The 21,196-nt window shown below is 63.3% G+C and carries 21 protein-coding genes; 14 read left to right on the forward strand and 7 right to left on the reverse strand.

The window, feature by feature from the left end:
- Window positions 1–10: 10 nt before the first annotated feature.
- The 6 genes from AC1TXO_RS15085 (at window position 11) to AC1TXO_RS15110 (ending at window position 4,802) form a co-directional block, all read left to right on the forward strand.
- On the forward strand, window positions 11–1,105 hold the full coding sequence (locus tag AC1TXO_RS15085) for a hypothetical protein (RefSeq protein WP_486402489.1): 1,095 nt from the start codon (window positions 11–13) through the stop codon (window positions 1,103–1,105).
- A 159-nt stretch (window positions 1,106–1,264) separates the two neighbouring features.
- The gene (locus AC1TXO_RS15090) at window positions 1,265–1,960 is read left to right on the forward strand and encodes a sel1 repeat family protein (protein ID WP_486402490.1); all 696 of its coding nucleotides are present in this window, start codon (window positions 1,265–1,267) and stop codon (window positions 1,958–1,960) included.
- Between the two features lie 157 nt (window positions 1,961–2,117).
- Window positions 2,118–2,954 carry a bifunctional allantoicase/(S)-ureidoglycine aminohydrolase gene (locus tag AC1TXO_RS15095; protein WP_486402491.1) on the forward strand — a complete coding sequence of 279 codons (837 nt, stop codon included), beginning with the start codon at window positions 2,118–2,120 and terminating at the stop codon, window positions 2,952–2,954.
- Window positions 2,955–3,071: 117 nt separating this feature from the next.
- Complete coding sequence (locus AC1TXO_RS15100) at window positions 3,072–3,689, forward strand: START domain-containing protein (protein ID WP_486402492.1); 618 nt, start codon at window positions 3,072–3,074, stop codon at window positions 3,687–3,689.
- A gap of 123 nt (window positions 3,690–3,812) precedes the next feature.
- Complete coding sequence (locus AC1TXO_RS15105) at window positions 3,813–4,100, forward strand: hypothetical protein (RefSeq protein WP_486402493.1); 288 nt, start codon at window positions 3,813–3,815, stop codon at window positions 4,098–4,100.
- Between the two features lie 87 nt (window positions 4,101–4,187).
- Window positions 4,188–4,802: a Yip1 family protein gene (locus AC1TXO_RS15110; protein WP_486402494.1), complete on the forward strand. Its 615-nt coding sequence runs from the start codon at window positions 4,188–4,190 to the stop codon at window positions 4,800–4,802.
- 18 nt (window positions 4,803–4,820) lie between these two features.
- On the opposite strand, the gene AC1TXO_RS15115 is transcribed toward AC1TXO_RS15110, so the two are convergent.
- Both AC1TXO_RS15115 and AC1TXO_RS15120 read right to left on the reverse strand, forming a co-directional pair.
- Entirely contained in the window at window positions 4,821–5,084 is a 264-nt protein-coding gene (locus AC1TXO_RS15115) for a DUF1652 domain-containing protein (protein ID WP_486402495.1), read from the reverse strand.
- 294 nt (window positions 5,085–5,378) lie between these two features.
- A complete protein-coding gene (locus tag AC1TXO_RS15120; protein WP_486402496.1) occupies window positions 5,379–6,254 on the reverse strand; it encodes a pirin family protein in 876 nt (291 codons plus the stop codon).
- A 206-nt stretch (window positions 6,255–6,460) separates the two neighbouring features.
- On the opposite strand from AC1TXO_RS15120, the gene AC1TXO_RS15125 reads away from it, so the two are divergent.
- The gene (locus AC1TXO_RS15125) at window positions 6,461–7,516 is read left to right on the forward strand and encodes a tetratricopeptide repeat protein (RefSeq protein WP_486402497.1); all 1,056 of its coding nucleotides are present in this window, start codon (window positions 6,461–6,463) and stop codon (window positions 7,514–7,516) included.
- Between the two features lie 51 nt (window positions 7,517–7,567).
- On the opposite strand, the gene AC1TXO_RS15130 is transcribed toward AC1TXO_RS15125, so the two are convergent.
- A complete protein-coding gene (locus AC1TXO_RS15130; RefSeq protein WP_486402498.1) occupies window positions 7,568–9,646 on the reverse strand; it encodes a hybrid sensor histidine kinase/response regulator in 2,079 nt (692 codons plus the stop codon).
- Between the two features lie 295 nt (window positions 9,647–9,941).
- On the opposite strand from AC1TXO_RS15130, the gene AC1TXO_RS15135 reads away from it, so the two are divergent.
- On the forward strand, window positions 9,942–10,742 hold the full coding sequence (locus tag AC1TXO_RS15135; RefSeq protein WP_486402499.1) for a CSS-motif domain-containing protein: 801 nt from the start codon (window positions 9,942–9,944) through the stop codon (window positions 10,740–10,742).
- Between the two features lie 17 nt (window positions 10,743–10,759).
- On the opposite strand, the gene hppD is transcribed toward AC1TXO_RS15135, so the two are convergent.
- A complete protein-coding gene (gene hppD / locus AC1TXO_RS15140) occupies window positions 10,760–11,836 on the reverse strand; it encodes a 4-hydroxyphenylpyruvate dioxygenase (protein WP_486402500.1) in 1,077 nt (358 codons plus the stop codon).
- Between the two features lie 302 nt (window positions 11,837–12,138).
- Here hppD and AC1TXO_RS15145 point away from each other — a divergent pair, with 302 nt between their 5' ends.
- Together AC1TXO_RS15145 and rarD are read left to right on the forward strand one after the other, a co-directional pair.
- Window positions 12,139–13,725, forward strand: a complete 1,587-nt coding sequence (locus AC1TXO_RS15145; protein WP_486402501.1) for an EAL domain-containing protein — start codon at window positions 12,139–12,141, stop codon at window positions 13,723–13,725.
- A 33-nt stretch (window positions 13,726–13,758) separates the two neighbouring features.
- Entirely contained in the window at window positions 13,759–14,646 is an 888-nt protein-coding gene (gene rarD / locus AC1TXO_RS15150; RefSeq protein ID WP_486402502.1) for an EamA family transporter RarD, read from the forward strand.
- Here the strand turns inward: rarD and AC1TXO_RS15155 are convergent.
- Complete coding sequence (locus AC1TXO_RS15155) at window positions 14,609–16,180, reverse strand: TerC family protein (protein WP_486402503.1); 1,572 nt, start codon at window positions 16,178–16,180, stop codon at window positions 14,609–14,611. The genes rarD and AC1TXO_RS15155 overlap by 38 nt on opposite strands.
- A gap of 260 nt (window positions 16,181–16,440) precedes the next feature.
- On the opposite strand from AC1TXO_RS15155, the gene AC1TXO_RS15160 reads away from it, so the two are divergent.
- Window positions 16,441–17,025 carry a LysE family translocator gene (locus tag AC1TXO_RS15160; protein WP_486402504.1) on the forward strand — a complete coding sequence of 195 codons (585 nt, stop codon included), beginning with the start codon at window positions 16,441–16,443 and terminating at the stop codon, window positions 17,023–17,025.
- Here AC1TXO_RS15160 and AC1TXO_RS15165 read toward each other — a convergent pair.
- Both AC1TXO_RS15165 and AC1TXO_RS15170 read right to left on the reverse strand, forming a co-directional pair.
- Window positions 16,967–17,809 (reverse strand): AraC family transcriptional regulator, encoded by an 843-nt coding sequence (locus AC1TXO_RS15165; RefSeq protein ID WP_486402505.1) that lies wholly within the window; start codon window positions 17,807–17,809, stop codon window positions 16,967–16,969. The two genes, AC1TXO_RS15160 and AC1TXO_RS15165, sit on opposite strands and share 59 nt — an antisense overlap.
- 9 nt (window positions 17,810–17,818) lie before the next feature.
- Entirely contained in the window at window positions 17,819–18,361 is a 543-nt protein-coding gene (locus AC1TXO_RS15170) for a helix-turn-helix domain-containing protein (RefSeq protein WP_486402506.1), read from the reverse strand.
- Window positions 18,362–18,516: 155 nt separating this feature from the next.
- On the opposite strand from AC1TXO_RS15170, the gene AC1TXO_RS15175 reads away from it, so the two are divergent.
- The 3 genes from AC1TXO_RS15175 to AC1TXO_RS15185 all read left to right on the forward strand — a co-directional run bounded on the left by AC1TXO_RS15175 (window position 18,517) and on the right by AC1TXO_RS15185 (window position 21,154).
- Window positions 18,517–19,299 (forward strand): aldolase, encoded by a 783-nt coding sequence (locus AC1TXO_RS15175; protein WP_486402507.1) that lies wholly within the window; start codon window positions 18,517–18,519, stop codon window positions 19,297–19,299.
- A 33-nt stretch (window positions 19,300–19,332) separates the two neighbouring features.
- A complete protein-coding gene (locus AC1TXO_RS15180) occupies window positions 19,333–20,223 on the forward strand; it encodes a dihydrodipicolinate synthase family protein (protein WP_486402508.1) in 891 nt (296 codons plus the stop codon).
- A gap of 154 nt (window positions 20,224–20,377) precedes the next feature.
- Window positions 20,378–21,154 carry a hypothetical protein gene (locus AC1TXO_RS15185; RefSeq protein WP_486402509.1) on the forward strand — a complete coding sequence of 259 codons (777 nt, stop codon included), beginning with the start codon at window positions 20,378–20,380 and terminating at the stop codon, window positions 21,152–21,154.
- Window positions 21,155–21,196 lie beyond the last annotated feature (42 nt).

The following is a 21,196-nucleotide window of genomic DNA, read 5'->3' on the forward strand; positions in this document are numbered from 1 at the left end:
AGGAGCGCCCATGACACCGATCGACATCACCCCGGACCTGGGCGGCGCCATTCCCCTGCGCGAAGACTACCAGCGCTTCCTCCTGCTCGGCGGACGCCGCGCGCCACATACGCTCTACGTGCACGAGCGCGGCTACCGCTCCGACACCATCAACACCGATGCGTTGGGCCAGCGCTACAGCCACTTTGCCGGCAAGCGCTTCTCGCTCGCCGAGCGCGGCGGTGCGGCACGCGTCAATCTGCTGGTAGGCGGCTCCACTGCACTGGGCATCGGTGCCAGTTCGGACGAAAATACCGTGGCTTCCTACCTGTCGGTGCTGACGGGCGAGGTCTGGCTCAACCTGGCAGGTTGTGGAATGAATGCCACCCAGGAGTTGCTGATGTTCCTCAGCAACCAGCATCGCCTGGGCCAGGTCGGGCATGTGGTCATTCTCAGCGGGCTCAACACCCTGGCCCACGAAGGACTGCATGAGCTGCTCACCGGCGACCATGAACCGGAAGGCGCACGGCAGTACCAGCACTTTCTCAACAGTTTCAACGAAGGCGTACTGGTGCCGCCAAGGCCCGCGCCCACCTCGTTCTGGCAGCGCCTGGGCCAGAGCCTGGCGCCACGTCGTGCGCTGCCCTCGTCTAACCCCTGGCCATTGTCGGCGCCTGAAAAACGCCTGCTTCGCGCCGCAGACTGCATTGGACGAACCCTGCGCCAGTGGGAGAGGCTGCTGGCCGACAGCCACACCACCTTGACCTTCATCCTCCAGCCCCTGCTGCCCTGGTGCCGCGAGCAGTTGTCAGCCAGTGAACAGGCCATGCTGCAGTCGCTCGAACACCAGCCCGGCAACTTCGACAGGTTGCTCGACGGCGTCCACGACAGCGAACTGCATTCGACCTTCTTCCGTCGCCTCAAGAGCCAGGCAGAACCTGTGCCCTGCTACGACATGAACGGCATGCTCAGCAGCTCCCCGGTGTTCAACGAGCACCTGTTCGTTGATCGCCTGCACTTCAACGACCTGGGCAACAATGCGCTGGCCAAGGTGATTACCGCGAAGCTGGGTCTGGCCCAGGAAAAATACGCCAGTCGCAAGGTCACGCCCTTCAAGCTCGTCTGAATACAGACGAAGCCCCTTTCGGCAAGCGCCCGGGGGTGGCTAGAATAGCCACTCACCGCTCAAGGTCGCCTGAGGCAAACACGTACTCGTCATGAATACACCCGCAGTCCAACCGCCCCTGGCCACCCACACCCGCGTGCCGGCCCACGAGGCCCGTCCGTGAGTCGAGCCGTCCTCCTGTCGAGCCTGCTCGCGACACTGGCACCCCTTGCCGCCCAGGCACTGGAAGTGCGCATCGATCCGCACGCCGACCTGCTCTACCGCCAGGCCCTGCCGCTGCTCGAGCAGGCCGATACCGAGGATGACAGCCCCAGCCCGCTGCGCACCTCGGCATCCGACGATCCGGAGCTCAGCCGCCAGGGCCAGGCCATGGCCCGCACCCTCCCCACGGCGGTGGCGTTGCTGGAAAAGTCCGTCGCACTGGGTCATCCGGTCGCCCAATATCGACTGGCGTTGTACTACATGACCTACCTGCCTGCCGGCAAGATCGCCGACTCCGCCTGCCCGCTGCTCGAAGCCAGCCTGAGTCAGGGTTTCGCGCCGCCGGCTGCGGCAATCGCCAACTGGTGTCCTTCGTACAGCGCCACATCCGCCTACCGTGATGCGCTGGATGCGATTCCGAGCATGGCGACCCTGTACGCCCCTTATTACCCGCAACCTGCCACTCGCCTGGCCTGCCTGCGCAGTCGCCCGCAAGGGCTGGAACTGCAGTGGGGACGTCAGCGCGATTACCAGGCAGAAGTCTATCGCCTGCTGGGTGAACTCGACCCGCAACGACGCCAGGCCTTGCTGCAGAAGGCGGTCGAGATCAACGGCTGCGCGGCGGCGCAACAGCGCCTGACCAGCCATCGCTGAGCAACTCGCCAACACATTCAGCGATCAAATACCGGGTATTCCAACATTTAATTTGTGGATGGTCGCGCCTCGCCCCTATGCTGTTCCTGCATCCCCTGCGCCGCACCGGCCGGTGCGGTTCACGGCACGGGGAGAGAACAACAAGTCGAGACTGTCCATGTCGAATCATTCCTACTTCGCCCCCCACGGTGGGCACCCGGCTCAGACCGAGCTGCTGACTGACCGTGCCATGTTCACCGAAGCCTATGCCGTCATCCCCAAGGGCGTGATGCGTGACATCGTCACCAGCCACCTGCCGTTCTGGGACAAGATGCGCATGTGGGTCATCGCCCGCCCGCTGACCGGCTTCGCCGAGACCTTCTCCCAGTACATCGTCGAAGTCGCACCCGAGGGTGGCAGCGAGCGCCCCGAGCTGGACCCCAACGCCGAGGCGGTGGTGTTCGTCGTCGAAGGCCAGATCGACATCACCGTCGAAGGCAAGCACCATACCCTGGTGCCCGGCGGCTATGCCTTCCTCGCACCGGGCGCCGAATGGAGCCTGCGCAACAACAGCAAGGCCAATGTCACCTTCCACTGGTTGCGCAAGCACTACCAGAAGGTCGAAGGCCTGGCAGTTCCCGAGTCGTTCGTCACCCACCGCGACAACGCCACCGTCATCGAAATGCCGGGGACCGAAGGCCGCTGGGTCACCACCCGCTTCGTCGACATGGCCGACATGCGCCACGACATGCACGTCAACATCGTGACCTTCCAGCCTGGCGGCGTGATTCCATTTGCCGAAACCCATGTCATGGAGCACGGCCTGTATGTGCTCGAAGGCAAGGCGGTGTATCGCCTGAACCAGGACTGGGTCGAGGTCGAGGCCGGTGACTTCATGTGGCTGCGCGCCTTCTGCCCGCAGGCCTGCTATTCCGGTGGTCCTGGCCCGTTCAGCTACCTGCTGTACAAGGATGTAAACCGTCACGTGCACCTGACGCTAAATCCACAGCGCTGACCCCATGTGACCGATCAGGGCCTGCCCCGGGCCTTGGTCGGTCGTGCCGTATCATCTTCATGTTCGCCCGGCCCGTTACCGCGCATACTGCGCAAATCCCTCGTGCGGAGCCTGAACATGCCTGTGCTTGCCTCCCCGCTGCGCCTGCTCGCGATCGCTGCTGCCTTGTTGTCGGGGCTGGCATCGGCTGACGAAAACTGGCGCCTCGCCCACCAGCAAAGCGGTATCGACGTCTACCTTGCCGATGTCCAGGGCTCGCCTTACCGGCAGTTCCGTGGCGTGGTGCAGATAAAGGCAAGCGTGCGAACCCTGAGCGACCTCCAGGAAAACCTGCGCGTGGCCTGCAAATGGCTGTATGCCTGCGCGCAGATGCGGCTGCTGGAAGTGGATGGCGACAGCACCTGGGTGTACCTCACCACCGAACTGCCATGGCCGGCGCAACCTCGGGACATGATTCTACGGGTGCGCACCGAACGGCTCGATGACGGGACCTTGATACGTCGGCTGAGCGCCGAGCCTGACAGGCTGCCCGAGGAAAAGGGCTTGATTCGCGTGCGCCAGTTGCAGGGGGAGTGGGTCATGCACCCACTGGCCGAGCGCGTCACCGAGGTCAGCTATCGGTTGCAGGCCGACCCCGCTGGCGATGTTCCCGGCTGGCTGGCCAACCGCTTCGTGGTCGATGCGCCGATGGTCACGCTCAAGACGCTCAGGGCCGTGGCCGAGCGCCAGCCCTGAGCCTGCAGCATCCGATTGAACACCTGAGGGCGGCAGGCCTCGAAACTGGATGCAGTCGTCACCTGGAGGTAGTGCCATGCCGATACCACGCCTGATCCCTCGTCGCTGCGCCTGGCGGCGCTCATGAAAATGCCCGACCGCGCGCCCAGTGCCTGCCTGCAGCTGGACTATGTACGCGATACGCTGTTCGGCCCCGTGGCCCAGAGCGTCGAGTGCCGTGCCCAGCTTGCCGCCGTCAATCTTCAGGGGCGTCCCGCCCTGCGCCTGCATATCCACCCGCCCCTGCCGGACAAGGTGGAGCGCGCTCACAGCGTCGCATTCAGTTGGGATGGTCGCCACTATCACGGGGTCGTGCGCGACCGTGGCAGATGCGGCGATGGCGGCCTGAACCTTCTGCTCGAGTTGCAGTAAGCCGATCAACGGCCTGGCGCCCGGCTGAACCCCGGACACGGTTTGCTTCTCCATTGAACAAAGGGCCAAGCCCCGAGGAGAACACCGATGAACAGCCCGTTGCTCAAGCTTTTCACTCATCCAGCTGATGCGTGGCTGGAGATCCGCCGCGCCGAGGAAGCACATCCCCGGCAGTACCTGCCGCGGCTGCTGGCAATGGCGCTCGTTCCGGCCCTGTGCCTGTTCGTCGGCACCACGCTATTTGGCTGGAGCCTTGCGGCCGAGGAGCGGGTACGCCTGGACATCGCCAGCGCCGCCCAACTGTCGGCACTGCTGTATGCCACGACCGTGGTCGGGGTCATGGTAATGGGCATGATGATTCGCTGGATGTCCCGAGGTTTCGACAGCCAACCGAGCCTGAACCAGTGCATCGGCTTTGCCGCTTACTGCGCAACCCCCTGGTTTCTTGCGGGCGTCGTCGGCCTGGTGCCCATGCGCTGGCTGGCAGTGCTCGCACTGCTCGCCGCCTCGACCTATGCGACGATACTGTTGTACGGCGGCCTGCAGACATTCCTGCGGCTGAAAAAAGAGCAGGCATTGCTGTTCGCCACGTGCGTCTGGGGCGTGGGCCTGCTGGTGCTGGTGACACTTCTGGTGTCGATGATCCTGTTCTGGTTCAACGGCCTGATGCCTGAGTACAGCCGCCCGGGCAACCTGGGTTGACCGGGCGACCGTGCGGTTCTAGATACCGGACTGGCGCCGATGGCCATGGCCCTGGCGCTGTTCGTTACGAAGCTGCCCGACCAGGCTCACCAGATCCCTGCAACTATTGAGGCTGTCCAGCGGGACCTCGGCCAAGGTCACGCACTCGTCCAGGCTCTGTCCATGGCCCAGCCGGATGGTGAGGCTGACGCCGTCCGGGCTGTTCACCTCGCACCGATCGGGCAGGCAAGCCTGTTCGATGATCTGACGCATCTCCAGCAGCGAAACTCCTATCAAAGCCATGTGCATGACCCTCACTTCAATGGATGGCCTGTCTGTCAGGTCGTGCCTTGGCAGCACATGGCCAGCCAAGCGCACCCGTACCCGGATGGCAGTCCATTCATCCGGGCGAGATCGGAACACAGATTCCTCTGTCACCTTAGTGAAAGAACGTGGGTCCAGGGCGGTCGTTCGATCGGCGGCAGCCCCCGGACGACAGGCGGTGAAGCCTGCTACCGTCGGTCGCGAAGGTCATGCATCAGAACAAACTTCCGGCCGGGCCACACATCATGGTCGAGCACGCCAGAACGCAAAGGATCAGGACGCCGAGGGTGCCACCGCGCCAAAACGACCGGCATGGAAATCTTCGAACGCTTCGGCGATCTGCGCCTGGCTGTTCATCACGAAGGGACCATAACCGACGATAGGCTCATCGATGGGCTCGCCGCTGAGCAGCAGCAGTTTCACGTCATCCAGGGCTGTCACTTCGACATGCTCGCCTTCACGACCCAGCAGTACCAGGCTGGACGCACCCACCTGTTGTTCACCGTTGACCCTGATCGAGCCGCGCAGTACCACCAGTGCGGCATTGCGTCCGCTGGCGATCGGTAACTGCACCTGCGCACCTGCGTTCAGGCGCATGTCCCACACATCCAGAGACGTGAAGGTCCGCGCCGGCCCATGGTGCCCGAGGTAGTCCCCGGCAATCACCCGAAGGCTACCGGCATTCCCCGGGAGTGCAACTTGCGGAATCTGTGCATCGAGCAACGTCTGGTAGCCCGGCACTGCGGTCTTGTCGCGCGCAGGCAGGTTGACCCAGAGCTGCACCATCTCGAGGACGCCGCCCGTGCGGGCGAATCCGGGAGAATGGAATTCTTCGTGGATGATGCCGTTGGCCGCCGTCATCCATTGCACATCGCCCGGCCCGATCAGTCCGCCGGCGCCCGTGGAGTCACGGTGCTCGAGTTCCCCGGCATACACGATGGTGACGGTCTCGAAGCCGCGATGCGGGTGCTGACCGACGCCACGACGAGCGCTGGTGGGCGTGAACTCGTGGGGGCCTGCGTAGTCGAGCAGCAGGAACGGGCTGATCTGGCGCGCGAGCTGGTCATAGGTGAACAGGCTGCGTACGGGAAATCCATCCCCGACCCAATGGGTGTTGGGATTACGATGGACACCCAGAATCTTCTTCATGAGAAACCTCCTCTTTTGGCTGCCGATCACTCTACGCTTGAATACAATTCCGCGTTAGAGGGCTAAAACAGCTTTATTCGTCCTATAGGCAGGACAATACACAGCAGACCACCCCTTCGATATCCGTTTGAGCCATCGGTTCGCGCCGTTGCATTTGCGCGCCACCTGCTCCAAGCTCAGCCTTCGCGCAATCCCCGGAATCCTCGATGTCCACACGCAACCGCTCCCTGATCGCCCTGGTGGTGCTGCTCGCGATTGCAGGCGTGATCGGTCATCTGTGGCGCGCCCCGAAACCGACACCACCCAGCCCCCCCGCGCAAAACTATGCCCAGGCGCTGCGCCAGGCGCATGATGGCGAGCCGGGTGCAGCACGGGTGCTGTACCAGCAATTGCAACGCGACGACCTCCCCCCGATCCGCCGCGCGGCGCTCTATGCCGAACTGCCGCACTACCCTTCCCCGCAGGCGCTGAAACTGGCCAAGCAGGATCTGGAGCACGGCGACCCTGTGGTAAGGCGCGCGGCGATCACCAGCATTCGCCGCCTTTTGCCGCCCGCCCAACGCAGCCTGGTCCTCGGCCCCTTGCTGGAAGATGACGACCAGAGCGTGCGCTTTGCCGCAGTGGACGCCTTGCTGGGGCTGGACCCCGATGCCATCGGCCTGTATTTCCGGCCATTGCAGGCTGCACTGGAGCAGTACCAACACACCCTCGAACAGGCACCGAACGACACCGAGGCTCAGGTCCATCTCGCACGCCTGTATTTGCACGAGCAGGATTATCCCTCGGCCGAAGCGGCACTCGAGCGCAGCCTGGCACTGGATCCGCAGAACCTGGAGGCGCTTGCCACACAAGTACGACTGCTGGAGCGCCAGGGCCAGCACGACGCTTCGCGGGAGGTCTTGGCCAAAGCGCTTGCCTTGCGTCCGGACTCGGCGTTCCTGCAGAACGAACTGGGCTTGTGGCTCACTCGCCACGAGCAGCAGGAGTATGCCTTGCTCGCGTTCTCCAGGGCGGTGGAACTGGAACCGGACAATTCTGACTACCGCTACACACTGGCCGTCACCCTGCACGACCTGGAACAGGTCGAGGCGGCGCAAAAGCAGCTGGAAACCCTGCTCGACCGTCAGCCTGCGAACCGGCGTGCACGTGTCCTGCTGATCCGCTACTGGAAGGAAACCGGTCAATTGCAGAATGTGCAGGTGCTGCTCGCCGAACTCGAACGGCAGAACCCAGACGATCCTTTTCTCCAGCAAGGGCTGTAGCGCGGACACCCTCACTGTGGCGGTGCCCTTGCAGGGTGTCGACGGGTCCGTTCAGCAATGAGCTGGCTCGAGCATCGCCTGGACTTGCCTGACCAGGCTCTCGAGCGAGAAGGGTTTGAGCATCACTGCGGTTCCTGGTTGCTCCAGCAGGCTGGGTTCCAGCGGTTGCGCGGTATAGCCGGTGATGAACAGGATTTTCTGACGTGGCGTCGTCGTGCGGATCAGCTTGCCAAACTGACGGCCACTCATCCCGCCGGGCAGACCGATATCCGTGACCACCAGGTCGAACGCCCCCTTGCCACGGTAATGCTCCAGGGCCTGGCCCGCATCACCGGCCTCCAGCACATCGAAGCCCTGCTCCACCAGTACTTCCTTGATCAGTAGCCGCAGGTTGGTTTCATCATCCACCAGAAGAATCCGCTCGCCCTTGGCCCTCTTGAGTGACGGTGCGGCGTCTGCCTCGGGGCTGACCGGCAATTCGCCCGGATGGCGCTCGAACAACAACGTGACCCTGGTGCCTTCGCCCGGAATCGAATCGATCCAGACGTACCCGCCCGACTGGCGCACGAACCCGTAGATCGTGGGCAGCCCAAGGCCTGCGCCACGGCCCTTGGGCTTGGTGGTGAAGAACGGCTCGAAGGCACGCTCGATGGCATCGACAGGCATGCCCTGGCCGTTGTCTGCGACACGGATGACCACATAATCGCCTGCCGGGACGCTACGACCGTGCTGCTCGGTGTCGACAATCCGCTCGTTGGCGGTATGCAGGGTGAGGATTCCCTGCTCGATGCCGGCATCCCGCGCGTTGCTGCACAGGTTGATGATCGCGATGTCCAGCTGGGTCGGGTCGAGCCACACCGGCCAAGGCGCTACGTCCAGTTGCCAGTTGACGGTGAATTCCGCCCCGAGTGCCTGCATGATCGAGGGTTCCAGCTCCCGGAGCTGACGGTTGACATCGAGCATGCGCGGCGCAAGGGGCTGGCTGCGAGAAAATGCCAGCAACCGGTGAGTCAGTGCCATCGCCTTGTGCACCGAATCACGTGCCACGTGCACATACTCGTCGATGCGCTCCAGTCGCCCCTGCCCCAGACGCCGCTCGAGCAGTTCCAGGCTGCCACCGACACCTGCCAGCAGGTTGTTCATCTCATGGGCCATGCCACTGGCCAACTGACCGACAGTCTCCATTCGTTGATTGTCATGCAGCAGCGCCTGCGCTTCTCGCAGGATACTCGACCGCTCTTCGGTGAGGTCGCGTCCTACCGCAACCAGCACATCGCCTTCGGGTCGGGCACTCCAGCTCATCCAGCAGTAATACCCGTCCTTGTGCCGCAATCGTGACTCAAGCTGGTCAACCGGCTTGCCGCGCAGCAATTCATTGGCAGCCAGCAGCACCTCGGTACGGTCTGCCGGGTGGACAAGATTGACCACCGGCATCGACTTCACTGTCTGCTCATCCCAGCCAAACATCCGGTGCCATACATGGTTGGCCGCCAACAGGTGCAGATCGCGGTCGATGATGATCATGGCGTCGCGGGACAAGCGCCAGAGCTGGTCACTGTGGGGCAAGCAGCTCTCGACCTGCTGCTCGAAGCCTTGGGCCATTTCGCGCCACTGCCGCAACAGAGTGCCACTGGACCCGGTGTTGACCGCAGTGTGTACAAGCCCGGCAACGGCACCTTGATCATCACGCAGCGGCGCGTAGCCGAGGATAACGTTGGTCGCACCCTCTGACTGGATGGCAGGCACGCGAACAGGTACATCGTCGGCAAAACTGGCACAGCCCTCCAGCGCCCGGAATACCCAACCACCGATACGAGGCCAATCGACCTGCCAGGCCAGATCCAGACGCTCGCCCACCCACTCTCGCCCTTCTGGCAGCAGCGCCAGATAAGCCTGATTGGGTATCAATATGAGATCCCTGCCCCAGGCCAGGGCACAAGGAAAGGGCGACATCAACATGATATCCACGGCGATCCGCAGCGAGGGAGACCATTGGGAAAGCGCCCCTAGCGAAGTACGCCCCCAGTCGAAATGCAGGATGTGCTCTCCGAGCCTCTCGTACGAGGACGAAGGCCGGGCAAGATGAATAACCTGAGTGGTGCCGCTGCGGGCACGCTCGTCAACGGCCAAGGCAGAGCCTCCGAACCTTGAGGCAAAGCAAGGCAGGCGACTCGAACGACAGGGTTTCCGGATCCATGGCAACTCCTGATAAAGGCAATTTGCCTCAAGGCTAGCACACCGTCGGCACAACCCGAAGACAGGCGCACCTCGTGCCTACATCAACTGACACAGGAGCTACAGCGCCGTCAGCGATACCTCGCAACCGACGTAGCAGAAACCGGCGAATAGCCGGATTCCTCCGGCAGCACAAGCCAATAATCCGGCCCTAGGATCGCTGACTCAACAGTTCTGGAGTCTATGTACAATGTCCACGCACAAGCATTCGCGCTTTCGCCTGGCAGACCTCGCAGTGGCTGTTCTGATCGGAACCGCACCGCCCGTTACCGGCCTGCTGGTCATGAACTATCAGCTCGACAGGCGCCTGGAAGAAGATACCGCTGTGGCTGTGAAGGATGCGCTGTTCGATGTCGATCGCGTCATCGACGGGCTGCACAGCGCTGCGATGCAAGCCCATCCTCTGCTTGACCAGCCATGCAATGCTGTTCAGGACACACTGCAAAGCCTGACCCAGCGCTACCCCCGGATCAGTTCCTTGACGTTGGTGAAACGAGGCTCGGCATTTTGCAGCAGTCTGCAGATGCTACCCCTGCACACGCCTGTCTTCGCCGCTGACGCGCGCCTGCAACTGAATATCCGGCCACAGAATGCGCCCAATGGAGTCCTTGTCGAGTATCGTCCGATCATCAGCACGCGTACGGTGGTCGCCTCCGCCTACGGCTTGCAGGTGCGTAATGAGCTGCGCGGCTTCAGGGAGGGGCTGGTGGTACTGATGGAAATCGGCGATCTGTACCTCTGGGCATGGGGAGACAGTCGTGATCAGGAGAAGCCTTCATATTCGGAGTATTTCGCCACCGCCACTTCGGAAAAGTACGGGTACATCATAAAAGCCGGCTATCCCGCCGGTTTCACTGCCCATGAACGTGAAAAGTCCAGGGCGAGACTCATGCCGTATCTCGTCCTGATCGGCTGGCTGACGTCAGTGTTCGTCTTCTGGAACCTCAGCGGCAGACGATCCCGCACCAAAGGAAGCACCGCCGGTCGTTGACCGGCGGTTATTCGGCCCTATTCCACCGTCAGCACGCCACGTCGCACCTGATCGCGCTCGATCGACTCGAACAAGGCTTTGAAGTTACCCTCGCCAAAGCCATCATCACCCTTGCGCTGGATGAATTCGAAGAACACCGGGCCAAGCAAGGTTTCCGAGAATATCTGCAGCAGCAGCCGCTTGTCCCCCGGCGCCGAAGCGCCGTCCAGCAGGATACCCCGCGCCTGGAGCTCCTCGACCGGCTCGCCATGGCCTGGCAGGCGCTCTTCGAGCATCTCGTAGTACGTCTGCGGCGGTGGGGTCATGAAGCGGGTGCCGATCGCCTTCAGGGCGTCCCAGGTCTTGAGCAGGTCGTCGGTGAGGAAGGCCACGTGCTGGATGCCTTCTCCATTGAACTGCATCAGGAACTCTTCGATCTGACCCGATCCCTTCGAAGACTCCTCGTTCAAGGGGATGCGGATCATACCGTCGGGTGCAGTCATTGCCCGCGAGGTCAGGCCGGTGTACTCACCCTTGATGTCGAAGTAGCGGATTTCGCGGAAATTGAACAGTTTCTCGTAGAAGCCCGCCCAATAGCTCATACGCCCGCGATAGACGTTGTGGGTCAGGTGATCGATGATCTTGAGCCCAGCGCCCTGTGGATTGCGGTCTACGCCTTCGAGGAAGTTGAAATCGATATCATAGATCGAGCTGCCTTCCTCGAAACGGTCGATCAGGTACAGCGGCGCACCGCCAATCCCCTTGATCGCCGGCAGGCGCAGTTCCATCGGTCCGGTCTCGATTTCCACCGGCTGGGCACCGAGTTCAAGCGCGCGCGCGTAGGCTTCATGCGCATTGCGCACACGGAAGGCCATGCCACACACGGACGGACCGTGTTCGGCGGCGAAGTACGAGGCGATGCTCTTGGGTTCGTTGTTCAGGATCAGGTTGATGCCACCCTGGCGATACAGGTGCACATCCTTGGAACGGTGGCTCGCCACCTTGGTGAAGCCCAGTGCCTGGAATACAGGCTCCAGCACACCCGGGGTCGGAGAAGCGAATTCGATGAACTCGAAGCCCATCAGGCCCATCGGGTTTTCGAAGATATCAGTCATGGTCGTGTCCTCATCAGCAGCAGTGGAAAGTCGAACGCCGGACGTGCCTCACGGACGAGGCGGAGAGCACGGAATGCCCCTGACGCTGCGGGAGAGAAAATCACCGATGAGAAGCTTGAAACCGTGATATGCCATATGGACCTGGTCTCGCTGGGTCGGTCTTCCAGATTCGGAAGCCTTATTCTTGTATTCGTAAACTGATTCTACATGGCGTAAATTCCTTTGTCGCGCTTTACTTCAGCACGTCGCCCGCAGTACGGGCTATCCTTGTGCTACTACCCGCCATTGAAGTCTAGCTCCACATGCCTCTCACGGTTCGACGTTCTGCCCGATGGGGCTGGCGCACCCTGCTCCCCTGGGCCATCGGCAGCCTGCCGGTGCTGTTCGGGCTGGTAATCATGCACTGGCAGATCGAGCGCAACCTGCACGACAGCAGCCAGGCCACCGCGCGCCAGGTGGTCAACCATGTCGAGCGCATCCTGGCCAACCTCTCCAGCGCAGCACAGGCGCTGATGCCACTGGCGGGTCGGTCGTGCCCGGAGGTCACGCTCGCGCTTCGTGAGCAGGTGACACGCAACGCCTTCGTACGCTCGACCAACCTGTTCGACCACGACACCCTCTATTGCTCCTCACTGTTCGGTGACTACGACGAGCCGGTCGAGGCCCGCGACTACACCGACGGCCAGTTGTGGCTGATGAATGGCAACTCGGTCACGCCAGGCCACGCCTTGCTGGTGTACCGAACCGTCGATGACGGACGCGGAGCGATCACCACGGTCGACGGTGACCACCTGCTCACGGCCCTGCGCCTGATCGCCGATGACGAAACCCTGCAGATTCAGGTCGGCGAGCACTGGCTCGGCGCCGACGGCGTGGTCCACACCGGCGCACCGCCCAGCGCTTCCAGTGCCGCAGTGGCGCAATATTCCTCGCGCTACCCCTTCAGTGTGCACGGTGGCTACGGTCCGGGTAAAACAATGCAGGTACTGCGCGACCAGTATCCGGCGCTGCTGAGCCTGCTGCTGGTGATCGGCGCGATCATCGGCCTGGCCTGTCGCTGGCAACTGCGCCGGGCGTCGTCTTCACGGGCCGAGTTGAACCGGGCGCTGGAAGCCGACGAATTCGTTCCATATTTCCAGCCGGTGGTGCGCAAGGGCGACTATCGCTGGGCCGGGGCCGAAGTGCTGATGCGCTGGCAACACCCGCATGAAGGCCTGGTGCGCCCGGACCTGTTCATCCCCTATGCCGAACACAGCGGCCAGATCGTACCCATGACCCGCGCCCTGATGCTGCGCACAGCCGAGGGCCTGGCACCCTACTCGGCGCTGATGGAAGACGGCTTCCACATCGGCATCAACATCACCGCCGACCATTGCCGTGACCTGAGCCTGCTCGACGATTGCCGCAGCTTCCTTCAGCATTTCCCGCCAGGCCGCGTGGTGCTGACCCTGGAGCTGACCGAGCGCAAGCTGATCGAAGCCACGCCGATCACCCTGGAGCTGTTCGAGAAGCTCCACGATCTGGGCGTGATGATCGCCCTGGACGACTTCGGCACCGGGCAATCCAGCCTCAACTACCTGCGTCAGTTCAAGGTCGACTACCTGAAGATCGACCAGAGCTTCGTTGCCATGATCGGCGGTGATGCGCTGTCCCAGCACATTCTCGACACCATCATCGAATTGTCGGCCAAGCTCGGCCTGGGAATAGTCGCCGAGGGAGTGGAGACCGAAGTGCAGCGCGATTACCTCGCGCGCCATCAGGTCAATTTCCAGCAAGGCTACCTGTACGCCCGGCCGATGCCGCTCGAAGACTTCCTCCAGGCCCTGGTCACACTGCCCGCCAGCACTCGGTTGCCCCACGACGCGCCCCCTGAGATCATGCCCGGCTGATTCGTCCGTTCACTTCCTGTTTTCGAGGCTTTCGTGTCAAAAGGCATCATCTCGTCCGTCATGGCGTCCTGTCTGTTTGCCGTGATGTACTTCTATACCTCCCTGCTCGCCCCTCTCGATGGCGAAGAGATCTTTGGCTGGCGCACCCTGCTGACCCTGCCATGCCTGACCCTGTTCATGCTGCTGAGCAAGGACTGGCGACATGTCGGCGAGCTGCTGGCGCGCGTGCGCCGCACACCCGGCCTGGTGCTGGGCATGGTCGGTACTTCATGGTTGCTGGGGGTGCAGTTGTGGCTGTTCCTCTGGGCACCGCTGCATGGGCGCAGCCTGGAAGTGTCGATGGGTTACTTCCTGTTGCCGTTGGCGATGGTCCTGACCGGCAGGCTGGTGTACGGCGAGCGCCTGTCGCGCCTGCAGAAACTGGCGGTAGGCTGTGCCGCGCTGGGCGTCGGGCATGAGCTGTACCAGCACGGCAGCTTTGCCTGGGAAACCCTGGTGGTGATGATCGGCTATCCGATCTACTTCGTGCTGCGCCGGCGCTGCCGCACCGATCACCTGGGCGGGTTGTGGTGCGACATGTGCCTGCTGTTGCCCTGGGCCTTGTACTTCGTGATCAAGGGCCCGCTGTCCAGCGCCGACCTGGCCGCGCACCCGGGCCTGTACGTCCTGATCCCGGTCCTCGGAGCGATCAGCGCCTCGGCACTGATCGTCTACGTGCTGGCCAGCCGCCTGTTGCCGTTCGGCCTGTTCGGCCTGCTCAGCTACGTCGAGCCGGTGCTGCTGGTGGGGGTGGCCCTGCTACTGGGCGAGAGCATCGCTCCCGACCAGTGGCTGACCTACCTGCCCATCTGGGCCGCCGTGCTGGTACTGGTGCTCGAAGGCATCAGGCACCTGCTGCGCCAGCGTCGTCGCTCGGTGTAAGCCGTACCTGGCGTACCCGACGCTCCTCGACCGCCACCACCGTCATGGTCCAGCCGTTCCAGGCCAGGCGGTCGCCAACCACCGGAAGGCGGTCGAGCAGGCTCATCACCAGGCCCGCAAGGGTCTGGTAGTCCTCGGTGGCACGGGCGACGAAGCCGGTGCGGGCCTGGACCTGGCTCAGGTTCAGTGCGCCGCTGACAACGAAACCGCCCTCCTCCTCGACGATTTCCGGCCCCTCCACCTCGCTGGCATCAGGCAGCTCGCCGGCGATCGACTCGAGAATGTCGGTCATGGTCAGCACGCCGATGAAGTCACCGAACTCGTTGACCACGAAGGCAATGTGCGTCGACTGCCCGCGCATCTGCTCCAGCGCGTTGAGGATGCTGAAGCTCTCCAGCAGGTTCAACGGCTTGCGGACCATGCGCTCCAGGTCCGGCTCGTTGCCCGACAACAACTCCTTGAGCAACTCCTTCTTGTGCACGAAGCCCAGCGGTTCGTCGATGCGCCCGTCGCGAATCAGGGGCAGGCGCGAGTACGGCGAGTGGATCAGGGCCTGCTTCACCCGTTCGGCCGGCAGGGCCAGATCGATGGCGTCGACTTCGGTGCGCACCGTCATCACGGTACGGATCGGGCGCTCGGCCAGGTTCAGCACACCGCTGATCATCACCCGCTCACGGCGGTCGAACAGCACCTGCTCCTGCCCGCCTTCGACCAGGTCGGCAATCTCCTCACCGACCTCGTCGGCCTCGACCCGACGTCCGCCCAGCAGGCGCAACACGGCATGGGCAGTACGCTCACGCAGCGGCTTGTGCTGCTGCAGGCTGCGCTTGCGGCGGGCACGGGCCAGCTGGTTGAACAGTTCGATCAGGATCGAGAAGCCGATCGCCGCATACAGATAGCCTTTCGGGATGTGGAAGCCCAGGCCTTCGGCGGTGAGGCTGAAGCCGATCATCATCAAAAAGCCCAGACACAGCATGATCACGGTCGGGTGGGCATTGACGAAGCGGGTCAGCGGTTTGCTCGCGACGATCATGATGCCGATCGAGAAGATCACCGCGATCATCATCACCGACAGCTGTTCGACCATGCCCACGGCAGTGATCACCGCGTCCAGCGAGAACACCGCGTCCAGCACCACGATCTGCGCGACGATGGGCCAGAAGGCGGCGTGGCGCACCGCACCGGAACTCTGCACCACGTGCCCTTCCAGGCGCTCGTGCAGCTCCATGGTGGCCTTGAACAGCAGGAACACACCACCGAACAGCATGATCAGGTCACGGCCGGAGAAGCTCTTGCCCCAGACCTCGAACAGCGGTGCGGTCAGCGTCACCATCCACGAGATCGAGGCCAGCAGGCCCAGGCGCATGAGCAATGCCAAGGTCAGGCCGATCACCCGCGCACGGTCGCGCTGATGCGGTGGCAGCTTGTCGGCCAGGATGGCGATGAACACAAGGTTGTCGATACCCAGCACCAGCTCGAGGACGATAAGCGTCAACAGGCCCAGCCAGGCCGTGGGGTCGGCTAGCCATTCCATTAGCGGGTACTCTCGGGGGAAGCATCACGAAGACGCGGGAAGGATGGCCGGGACGGCCGGGGACTGGGGGGCTCCGCGAAGGTGCTCATAGTTGCCTTGATAGAAATTTGGGAAGGTGATCCTACAATCGAAGCAGGTTTTTCCGACAGTGTGAAAATATTACAAAAGCTGTAACAGGCCCCATGGAGCACTTTTGTTCAATACACCCAAGGTGAGGCGCGCGAGCATGGCCACCCCATTCGACATCAAGGAAGCCCCTCATGAGCCTGTCACTGTCCATGGCCGCCTTCGCCCTGGCGGCCTCGATTTCCCCAGGCCCGGTCAATATCGTCGCGCTGGGCAGCGGCGCCCGGCACGGCTTGCGCGCCAGCCTGGCCCACGCCGCCGGCGCCAGCCTGGGCTTCTGCCTGTTGCTGGTGCTGATCGGCCTGGGCCTTCATGAACTGCTGCTGCGCTGGCCGCTGCTCAGCCGCCTGCTGCATTGGGGTGGAGTGCTGTTCCTGCTGTACATGGCCTGGAAACTGGCCAGCGACAATGGCCACCTGAGCGCCGGGCACCAGGCACAGGCGCCGTCCTTCTGGCACGGTGCAGTGATGCAGTGGCTCAACCCCAAGGCCTGGCTGGCCTCGGTGGCCGGGATCGGTGCCTATACCGGCGGCGATCACCAGCTGCTGTGGCTGTTCACCTGGCTGTACGCCCCGATCTGCTTCGTCTCGGTGGCCAGTTGGGCCTGGGCCGGAAGCGTGATCAGTCAGTACCTGGGCAATCCGCGTCACATGCGCCTGTTCAATCGCGGGCTGGCGGTATTGCTGGTCGCCAGTGCGCTGTACCTGATGCTGGGCTAGCGCGCCCGACCGCGCTGCGGTAATGCCCCGGCGTGGCCGCAAGATGCTGCTTGAAGGCCCGCTGCATATGCGCCTGGTCGGCAAACCCCGCCTCCAGCGCCACCTCGGCGATCCCTCGCCCACGACGCAACTGCGCCCGGGCGTGCTGTACCCGCTGATCAACCAGGTAACCGTGGGGGGTCAAGCCGAAGCGTTGGCGGAACGCCCGAATCAGGTACGCCCGCGACAAGCCCGCGGCGACACAGATATCGTCAAGGCTCAGCGGGTCGAGACGATGAGCGCGAATGAAGGCCGCTGCCGTCTCCAGACGTGGATGTGCCTGCGAATGCGCGCGTGGCGGCGCCCCGAGGTATCCCGGCAGCGCTGTGAAGAACGTCGTCAGCATCGCTTCGCTGACGTCGGTATCGCCATCGAACAGCGCGGCGAAGATCTGCAACAGACGTGCATAGAGTGCTGGCGACTCGCTGTAGGTTGCCTGCGGCAGGATGAAGCCCTGCGCCTCCAGCCACGGCAGGTCGACGTACAACATCAAGTACGACCAGACCTCGCCTTCGATCGGATTGCACGCATGCACCACGCCGGGGTTCATCAGCACCGTGGCGCCAGCGCCTAGCTCGCGCCAGGTATCACCGGAAAGGTAGCTGCTGCGCCCACCCGTGATCACGCCGATGGAAAAACCTTCGTGCGAATGCGGGCCGTAACAGACCTGACGCCCGTCACCTACCCGCCGCGCCTCGACGAAGGGCAAGGCCGGATCACGCCAGAACCGCGACACCTCGATCATCGCCTGCCCTCATTCCTCGCCGCCCTGCACCACCACCAGCAACTGCGCCTGCTGTGTGCCGACCGAACGGAGCCGGTGCGGCGTCTGCGCATTGAAATGCAGGGCATCGCCCTGCTCCAGCAGCACCCGTTCGGACATGAAGTCGACTTCGACCTGGCCTTCATGGACGAACAGGAACTCCTCGCCCTGGTGTTCCTTGAACGTCGGATCGCTGAACTCGGTGGGCGGACGGATCATGAACGGCAGCAGGCTGCGCTGCCCGACCTGCGAGGTGAGCACCGCGTAGCCGGGGCCTGCCCCGTCACCCACCAGCGCCTGTCGCCCAGCCCGACGCACCAGGCTGTAGCGCGCCTGGGCGGTGTGATCCTCGGCGAACAGCTCCTCGACATTGACGTTGAGCGCCCTGGCCAGTTTCAGCGCCGTGGCGATCGACGGCGTACTCAGGCCGCGCTCGACCTTCGACAGGTAGCTCTTGGTCATGCCGGACTTGTCGGCCAGCACCTCGAGGGTGATTCCCAGTTTCTTTCTCAGCAATTTCAAACGGATAGACATGCGACGCGGTTTTCCCGAGCTAACGGTGTTGCCAATGACACTTTGTGTCATGTAGATTATTTTGTGTCATCTGATTGACCGCCTCTCTCCCGATCAAAGCAGCGAGGCGGGCAAGCACCGACATCATCATCATCACGCCACAGAGGATAGCGCCCATGGCCAACACCCTGACACTCAGCAAAGACCAACTGGTCCAGCAAGCGCTGACGCAGATGCAAGGCTCGCTCGCCGATAATACGTGGACTGTGCGCGAAAAGCTGGCCCTGACCTGTCGAATCCTGTTCGATCACGGCCACGATTCGGGCCTGGCCGGGCAGATCAGCGCCCGAGGACCGCAGCCCGGCACCTTCTACACCCAGCAACTGGGCCTGGGTTTCGACGAAATCAGCGCCAGCAACCTGTTGCTGGTCAACGAAGACCTGCAAGTGCTCGAAGGCGAAGGCATGCCCAACCCTGCCAACCGCTTCCACAGCTGGGTGTATCGCGCACGACCGGACGTCAACTGCATCATCCACACCCACCCCACCCATGTCGCCGCCCTGTCGATGCTGGAAGTACCCCTGGAGGTGTCGCACATGGACCTCTGCCCGCTGTACGACGACTGCGCCTTCCTCGGCGCCTGGCCCGGCGTCCCGGTGGGCAATGAAGAGGGCGAGATCATCAGCCAGGCCCTGGGCGACAAGCGCGCCATCCTGCTCTCGCATCACGGCCAGTTGTCCACCGGTGCCAGCGTCGAGCAGGCCTGTGTGTACGCCCAGCTCATCGAGCGTGCCGCGCGCCTGCAACTGCTGGCGATGGCGGCCGGCAGCATCAAGCCCATCGAGCCGAAACTGGGCCGCGAAGCGCACGACTGGATCGACCGCCCCAAACGCCACAGCGCCTCGTTCAACTACTTCGCCCGGCAGAGCCTGCGCCAGCACGCCGACTGCCTGAACTGAACCCTGACTGCCTTGCTTGCGGAGCCACCCATCATGACCACAGAATTCCACGGCATCATCGGCTACACCATCACCCCCTTCAGCCAGGACGGCGAGCAACTCGACCTCCCCGCCCTGGGCCAGTCCATCGACCGACTCATCGACGGCGGCGTGCAGTCCATCGCCCCGCTGGGCAGCACCGGTGAAGGTGCCTACCTGAGCGACAGCGAGTGGCAACAGGTCGCCCGGTACAGCCTCGAACGCATCGCCAGGCGCGTACCCAGCATCGTCAGCGTTTCCGACCTGACGACCGCCGGCGCCATCCGCCGCGCCCGCTTCGCCCAGCAGCACGGCGCAGATGCAGTGATGGTGCTGCCCTCGGCCTACTGGAAGCTCAGCGCCACTGAAATCCTCGAGCACTACCGGCGCATTGGCGCTGCCATCGACCTGCCGATCATGCTCTACAACAACCCCGCCACCAGTGGCACCGACATGCCGGTGGAGCTGATCCTGCGCATCGTGCGCGAGGTCGACAACCTGACCATGGTCAAGGAGAGCACCGGCGACATCCAGCGCATGCACAAGCTGCAGGTGCTCGGCGAAGGCCAGGTGCCGTTCTACAACGGTTGCAACCCGCTGGCGCTGGAAGCCTTCGTGGCCGGGGCCAAAGGCTGGTGCACGGCAGCGGCCAACCTGATCCCGCAATTGAACCAGCAGCTCTACCAGGCCGTGCGCGACGCCGACCTGGAGCAGGCGCGAGCCTTGTTCTATCGCCAGCTCCCCCTGCTGGAGTTCATCCTCAAGGGCGGTTTGCCTGCCACCATCAAGGCCGGCCTGGGCATGACCGGATTGCCCGTGGGCGAACCACGGCGGCCTGTGTTCGGGCTGGATGAGCAAGGCCGTACTGCGCTGCAGGCTTTGCTGGACAACCTGCAGGCTCGTTGATGGAGCGAAGCTGGCGGGTGCGGGCTCGCAAGAGTCCGCAACACCCTGAAAAACCTTCCCCGATCGCTGTATTTTGTCACGGCTCATCCGTCCGATAGGCTGCACCCTTCAAAACGGAACATGAACGTTCCGCCCTGCCATCAAGGATGTTTTCGTGCCAGATTCCCGCTTCGCCTTCAGGGTCTTCGCCCTTGCCTGCACTCTCCTGCTCGGCGGCTGCCAGACCGGACCGGACGCCACCACTGCGCCACCGCTCGACCCGAAGGCCCGCCAGGCGTTCATCGACGATACGCTGAGGATGTTGCACCGTGACATGCTCGGCGCCACCGGCGGCAAGATGGCTGGCGTCCTCAACCTGAACATCACCCTGGACCGCGAAGGCCGCCCGATCGCCTGCAGCACCCAGCGCGCCAAGGCCAGTCTGGCCTTGCAGTTTCCACAGGACATGACCGCCACCGACCGCAAGCTGTTGGCACGTACCGTCGAGGCCCAGTGCTGGAAGACCGTCTACCCCGAAGTGCCCGCCGGGATGCTGGACGACAAGGGCCAGGTACAACTGGTCGCACCCTTGGTCCTGCTCAGGCCGCCCTATGTGACGGAACGCGAACTGCAGCGCCGCCAACAGCATGCCATCAACCAGTACCTGTGGCAGAGGCTGATGCGCGATGAACCGGTCGCCAGCGTGGGCCTTGCCCTGATCCGCTACCAGGCCGATGCCACGGGCAAGGTGACCGGCTGCCTGGTGGAGCTTGCCCAGCACCCTGTGCGCAAGAACGCCTTCCGCATGGACGGCGCCTTGCAGGCCCGGCTCAACCGGCAGTGCCTGAACCTGAACCTGCAACAGATGCCGGGATTCTCGCCGGATGCCGAGGGCAACGTTGCCGGCAATGGATTATTGGAGTACGCGCCTTGGAAAACCGGGCGAGAGTGAGTCTGCGGCCGATCGTGCCAGTGCACCGAAGGCTCCTTCGCG

The organism is Pseudomonas sp. FA117 (assembly GCF_057370475.1).

Bases quoted from the DNA above. Each gene is read 5' to 3' on its own strand.
- AC1TXO_RS15125 (WP_486402497.1), top strand. From the start codon at position 6,461: ATGTCCACACGCAACCGCTCCCTGATCGCCCTGGTGGTGCTGCTCGCG.
- AC1TXO_RS15135 (WP_486402499.1), top strand. From the start codon at position 9,942: ATGTCCACGCACAAGCATTCGCGCTTTCGCCTGGCAGACCTCGCAGTG.
- AC1TXO_RS15160 (WP_486402504.1), top strand. From the start codon at position 16,441: ATGAGCCTGTCACTGTCCATGGCCGCCTTCGCCCTGGCGGCCTCGATT.
- AC1TXO_RS15115 (WP_486402495.1), bottom strand. From the start codon at position 5,084: ATGGCTTTGATAGGAGTTTCGCTGCTGGAGATGCGTCAGATCATCGAA.
- AC1TXO_RS15165 (WP_486402505.1), bottom strand. From the start codon at position 17,809: ATGATCGAGGTGTCGCGGTTCTGGCGTGATCCGGCCTTGCCCTTCGTC.
- AC1TXO_RS15110 (WP_486402494.1), top strand. From the start codon at position 4,188: ATGAACAGCCCGTTGCTCAAGCTTTTCACTCATCCAGCTGATGCGTGG.
- AC1TXO_RS15145 (WP_486402501.1), top strand. From the start codon at position 12,139: ATGCCTCTCACGGTTCGACGTTCTGCCCGATGGGGCTGGCGCACCCTG.
- AC1TXO_RS15120 (WP_486402496.1), bottom strand. From the start codon at position 6,254: ATGAAGAAGATTCTGGGTGTCCATCGTAATCCCAACACCCATTGGGTC.
- AC1TXO_RS15175 (WP_486402507.1), top strand. From the start codon at position 18,517: ATGGCCAACACCCTGACACTCAGCAAAGACCAACTGGTCCAGCAAGCG.
- AC1TXO_RS15180 (WP_486402508.1), top strand. From the start codon at position 19,333: ATGACCACAGAATTCCACGGCATCATCGGCTACACCATCACCCCCTTC.
- AC1TXO_RS15105 (WP_486402493.1), top strand. From the start codon at position 3,813: ATGAAAATGCCCGACCGCGCGCCCAGTGCCTGCCTGCAGCTGGACTAT.
- AC1TXO_RS15155 (WP_486402503.1), bottom strand. From the start codon at position 16,180: ATGGAATGGCTAGCCGACCCCACGGCCTGGCTGGGCCTGTTGACGCTT.
- AC1TXO_RS15100 (WP_486402492.1), top strand. From the start codon at position 3,072: ATGCCTGTGCTTGCCTCCCCGCTGCGCCTGCTCGCGATCGCTGCTGCC.
- AC1TXO_RS15095 (WP_486402491.1), top strand. From the start codon at position 2,118: ATGTCGAATCATTCCTACTTCGCCCCCCACGGTGGGCACCCGGCTCAG.
- AC1TXO_RS15170 (WP_486402506.1), bottom strand. From the start codon at position 18,361: ATGTCTATCCGTTTGAAATTGCTGAGAAAGAAACTGGGAATCACCCTC.
- hppD (WP_486402500.1), bottom strand. From the start codon at position 11,836: ATGACTGATATCTTCGAAAACCCGATGGGCCTGATGGGCTTCGAGTTC.
- AC1TXO_RS15085 (WP_486402489.1), top strand. From the start codon at position 11: ATGACACCGATCGACATCACCCCGGACCTGGGCGGCGCCATTCCCCTG.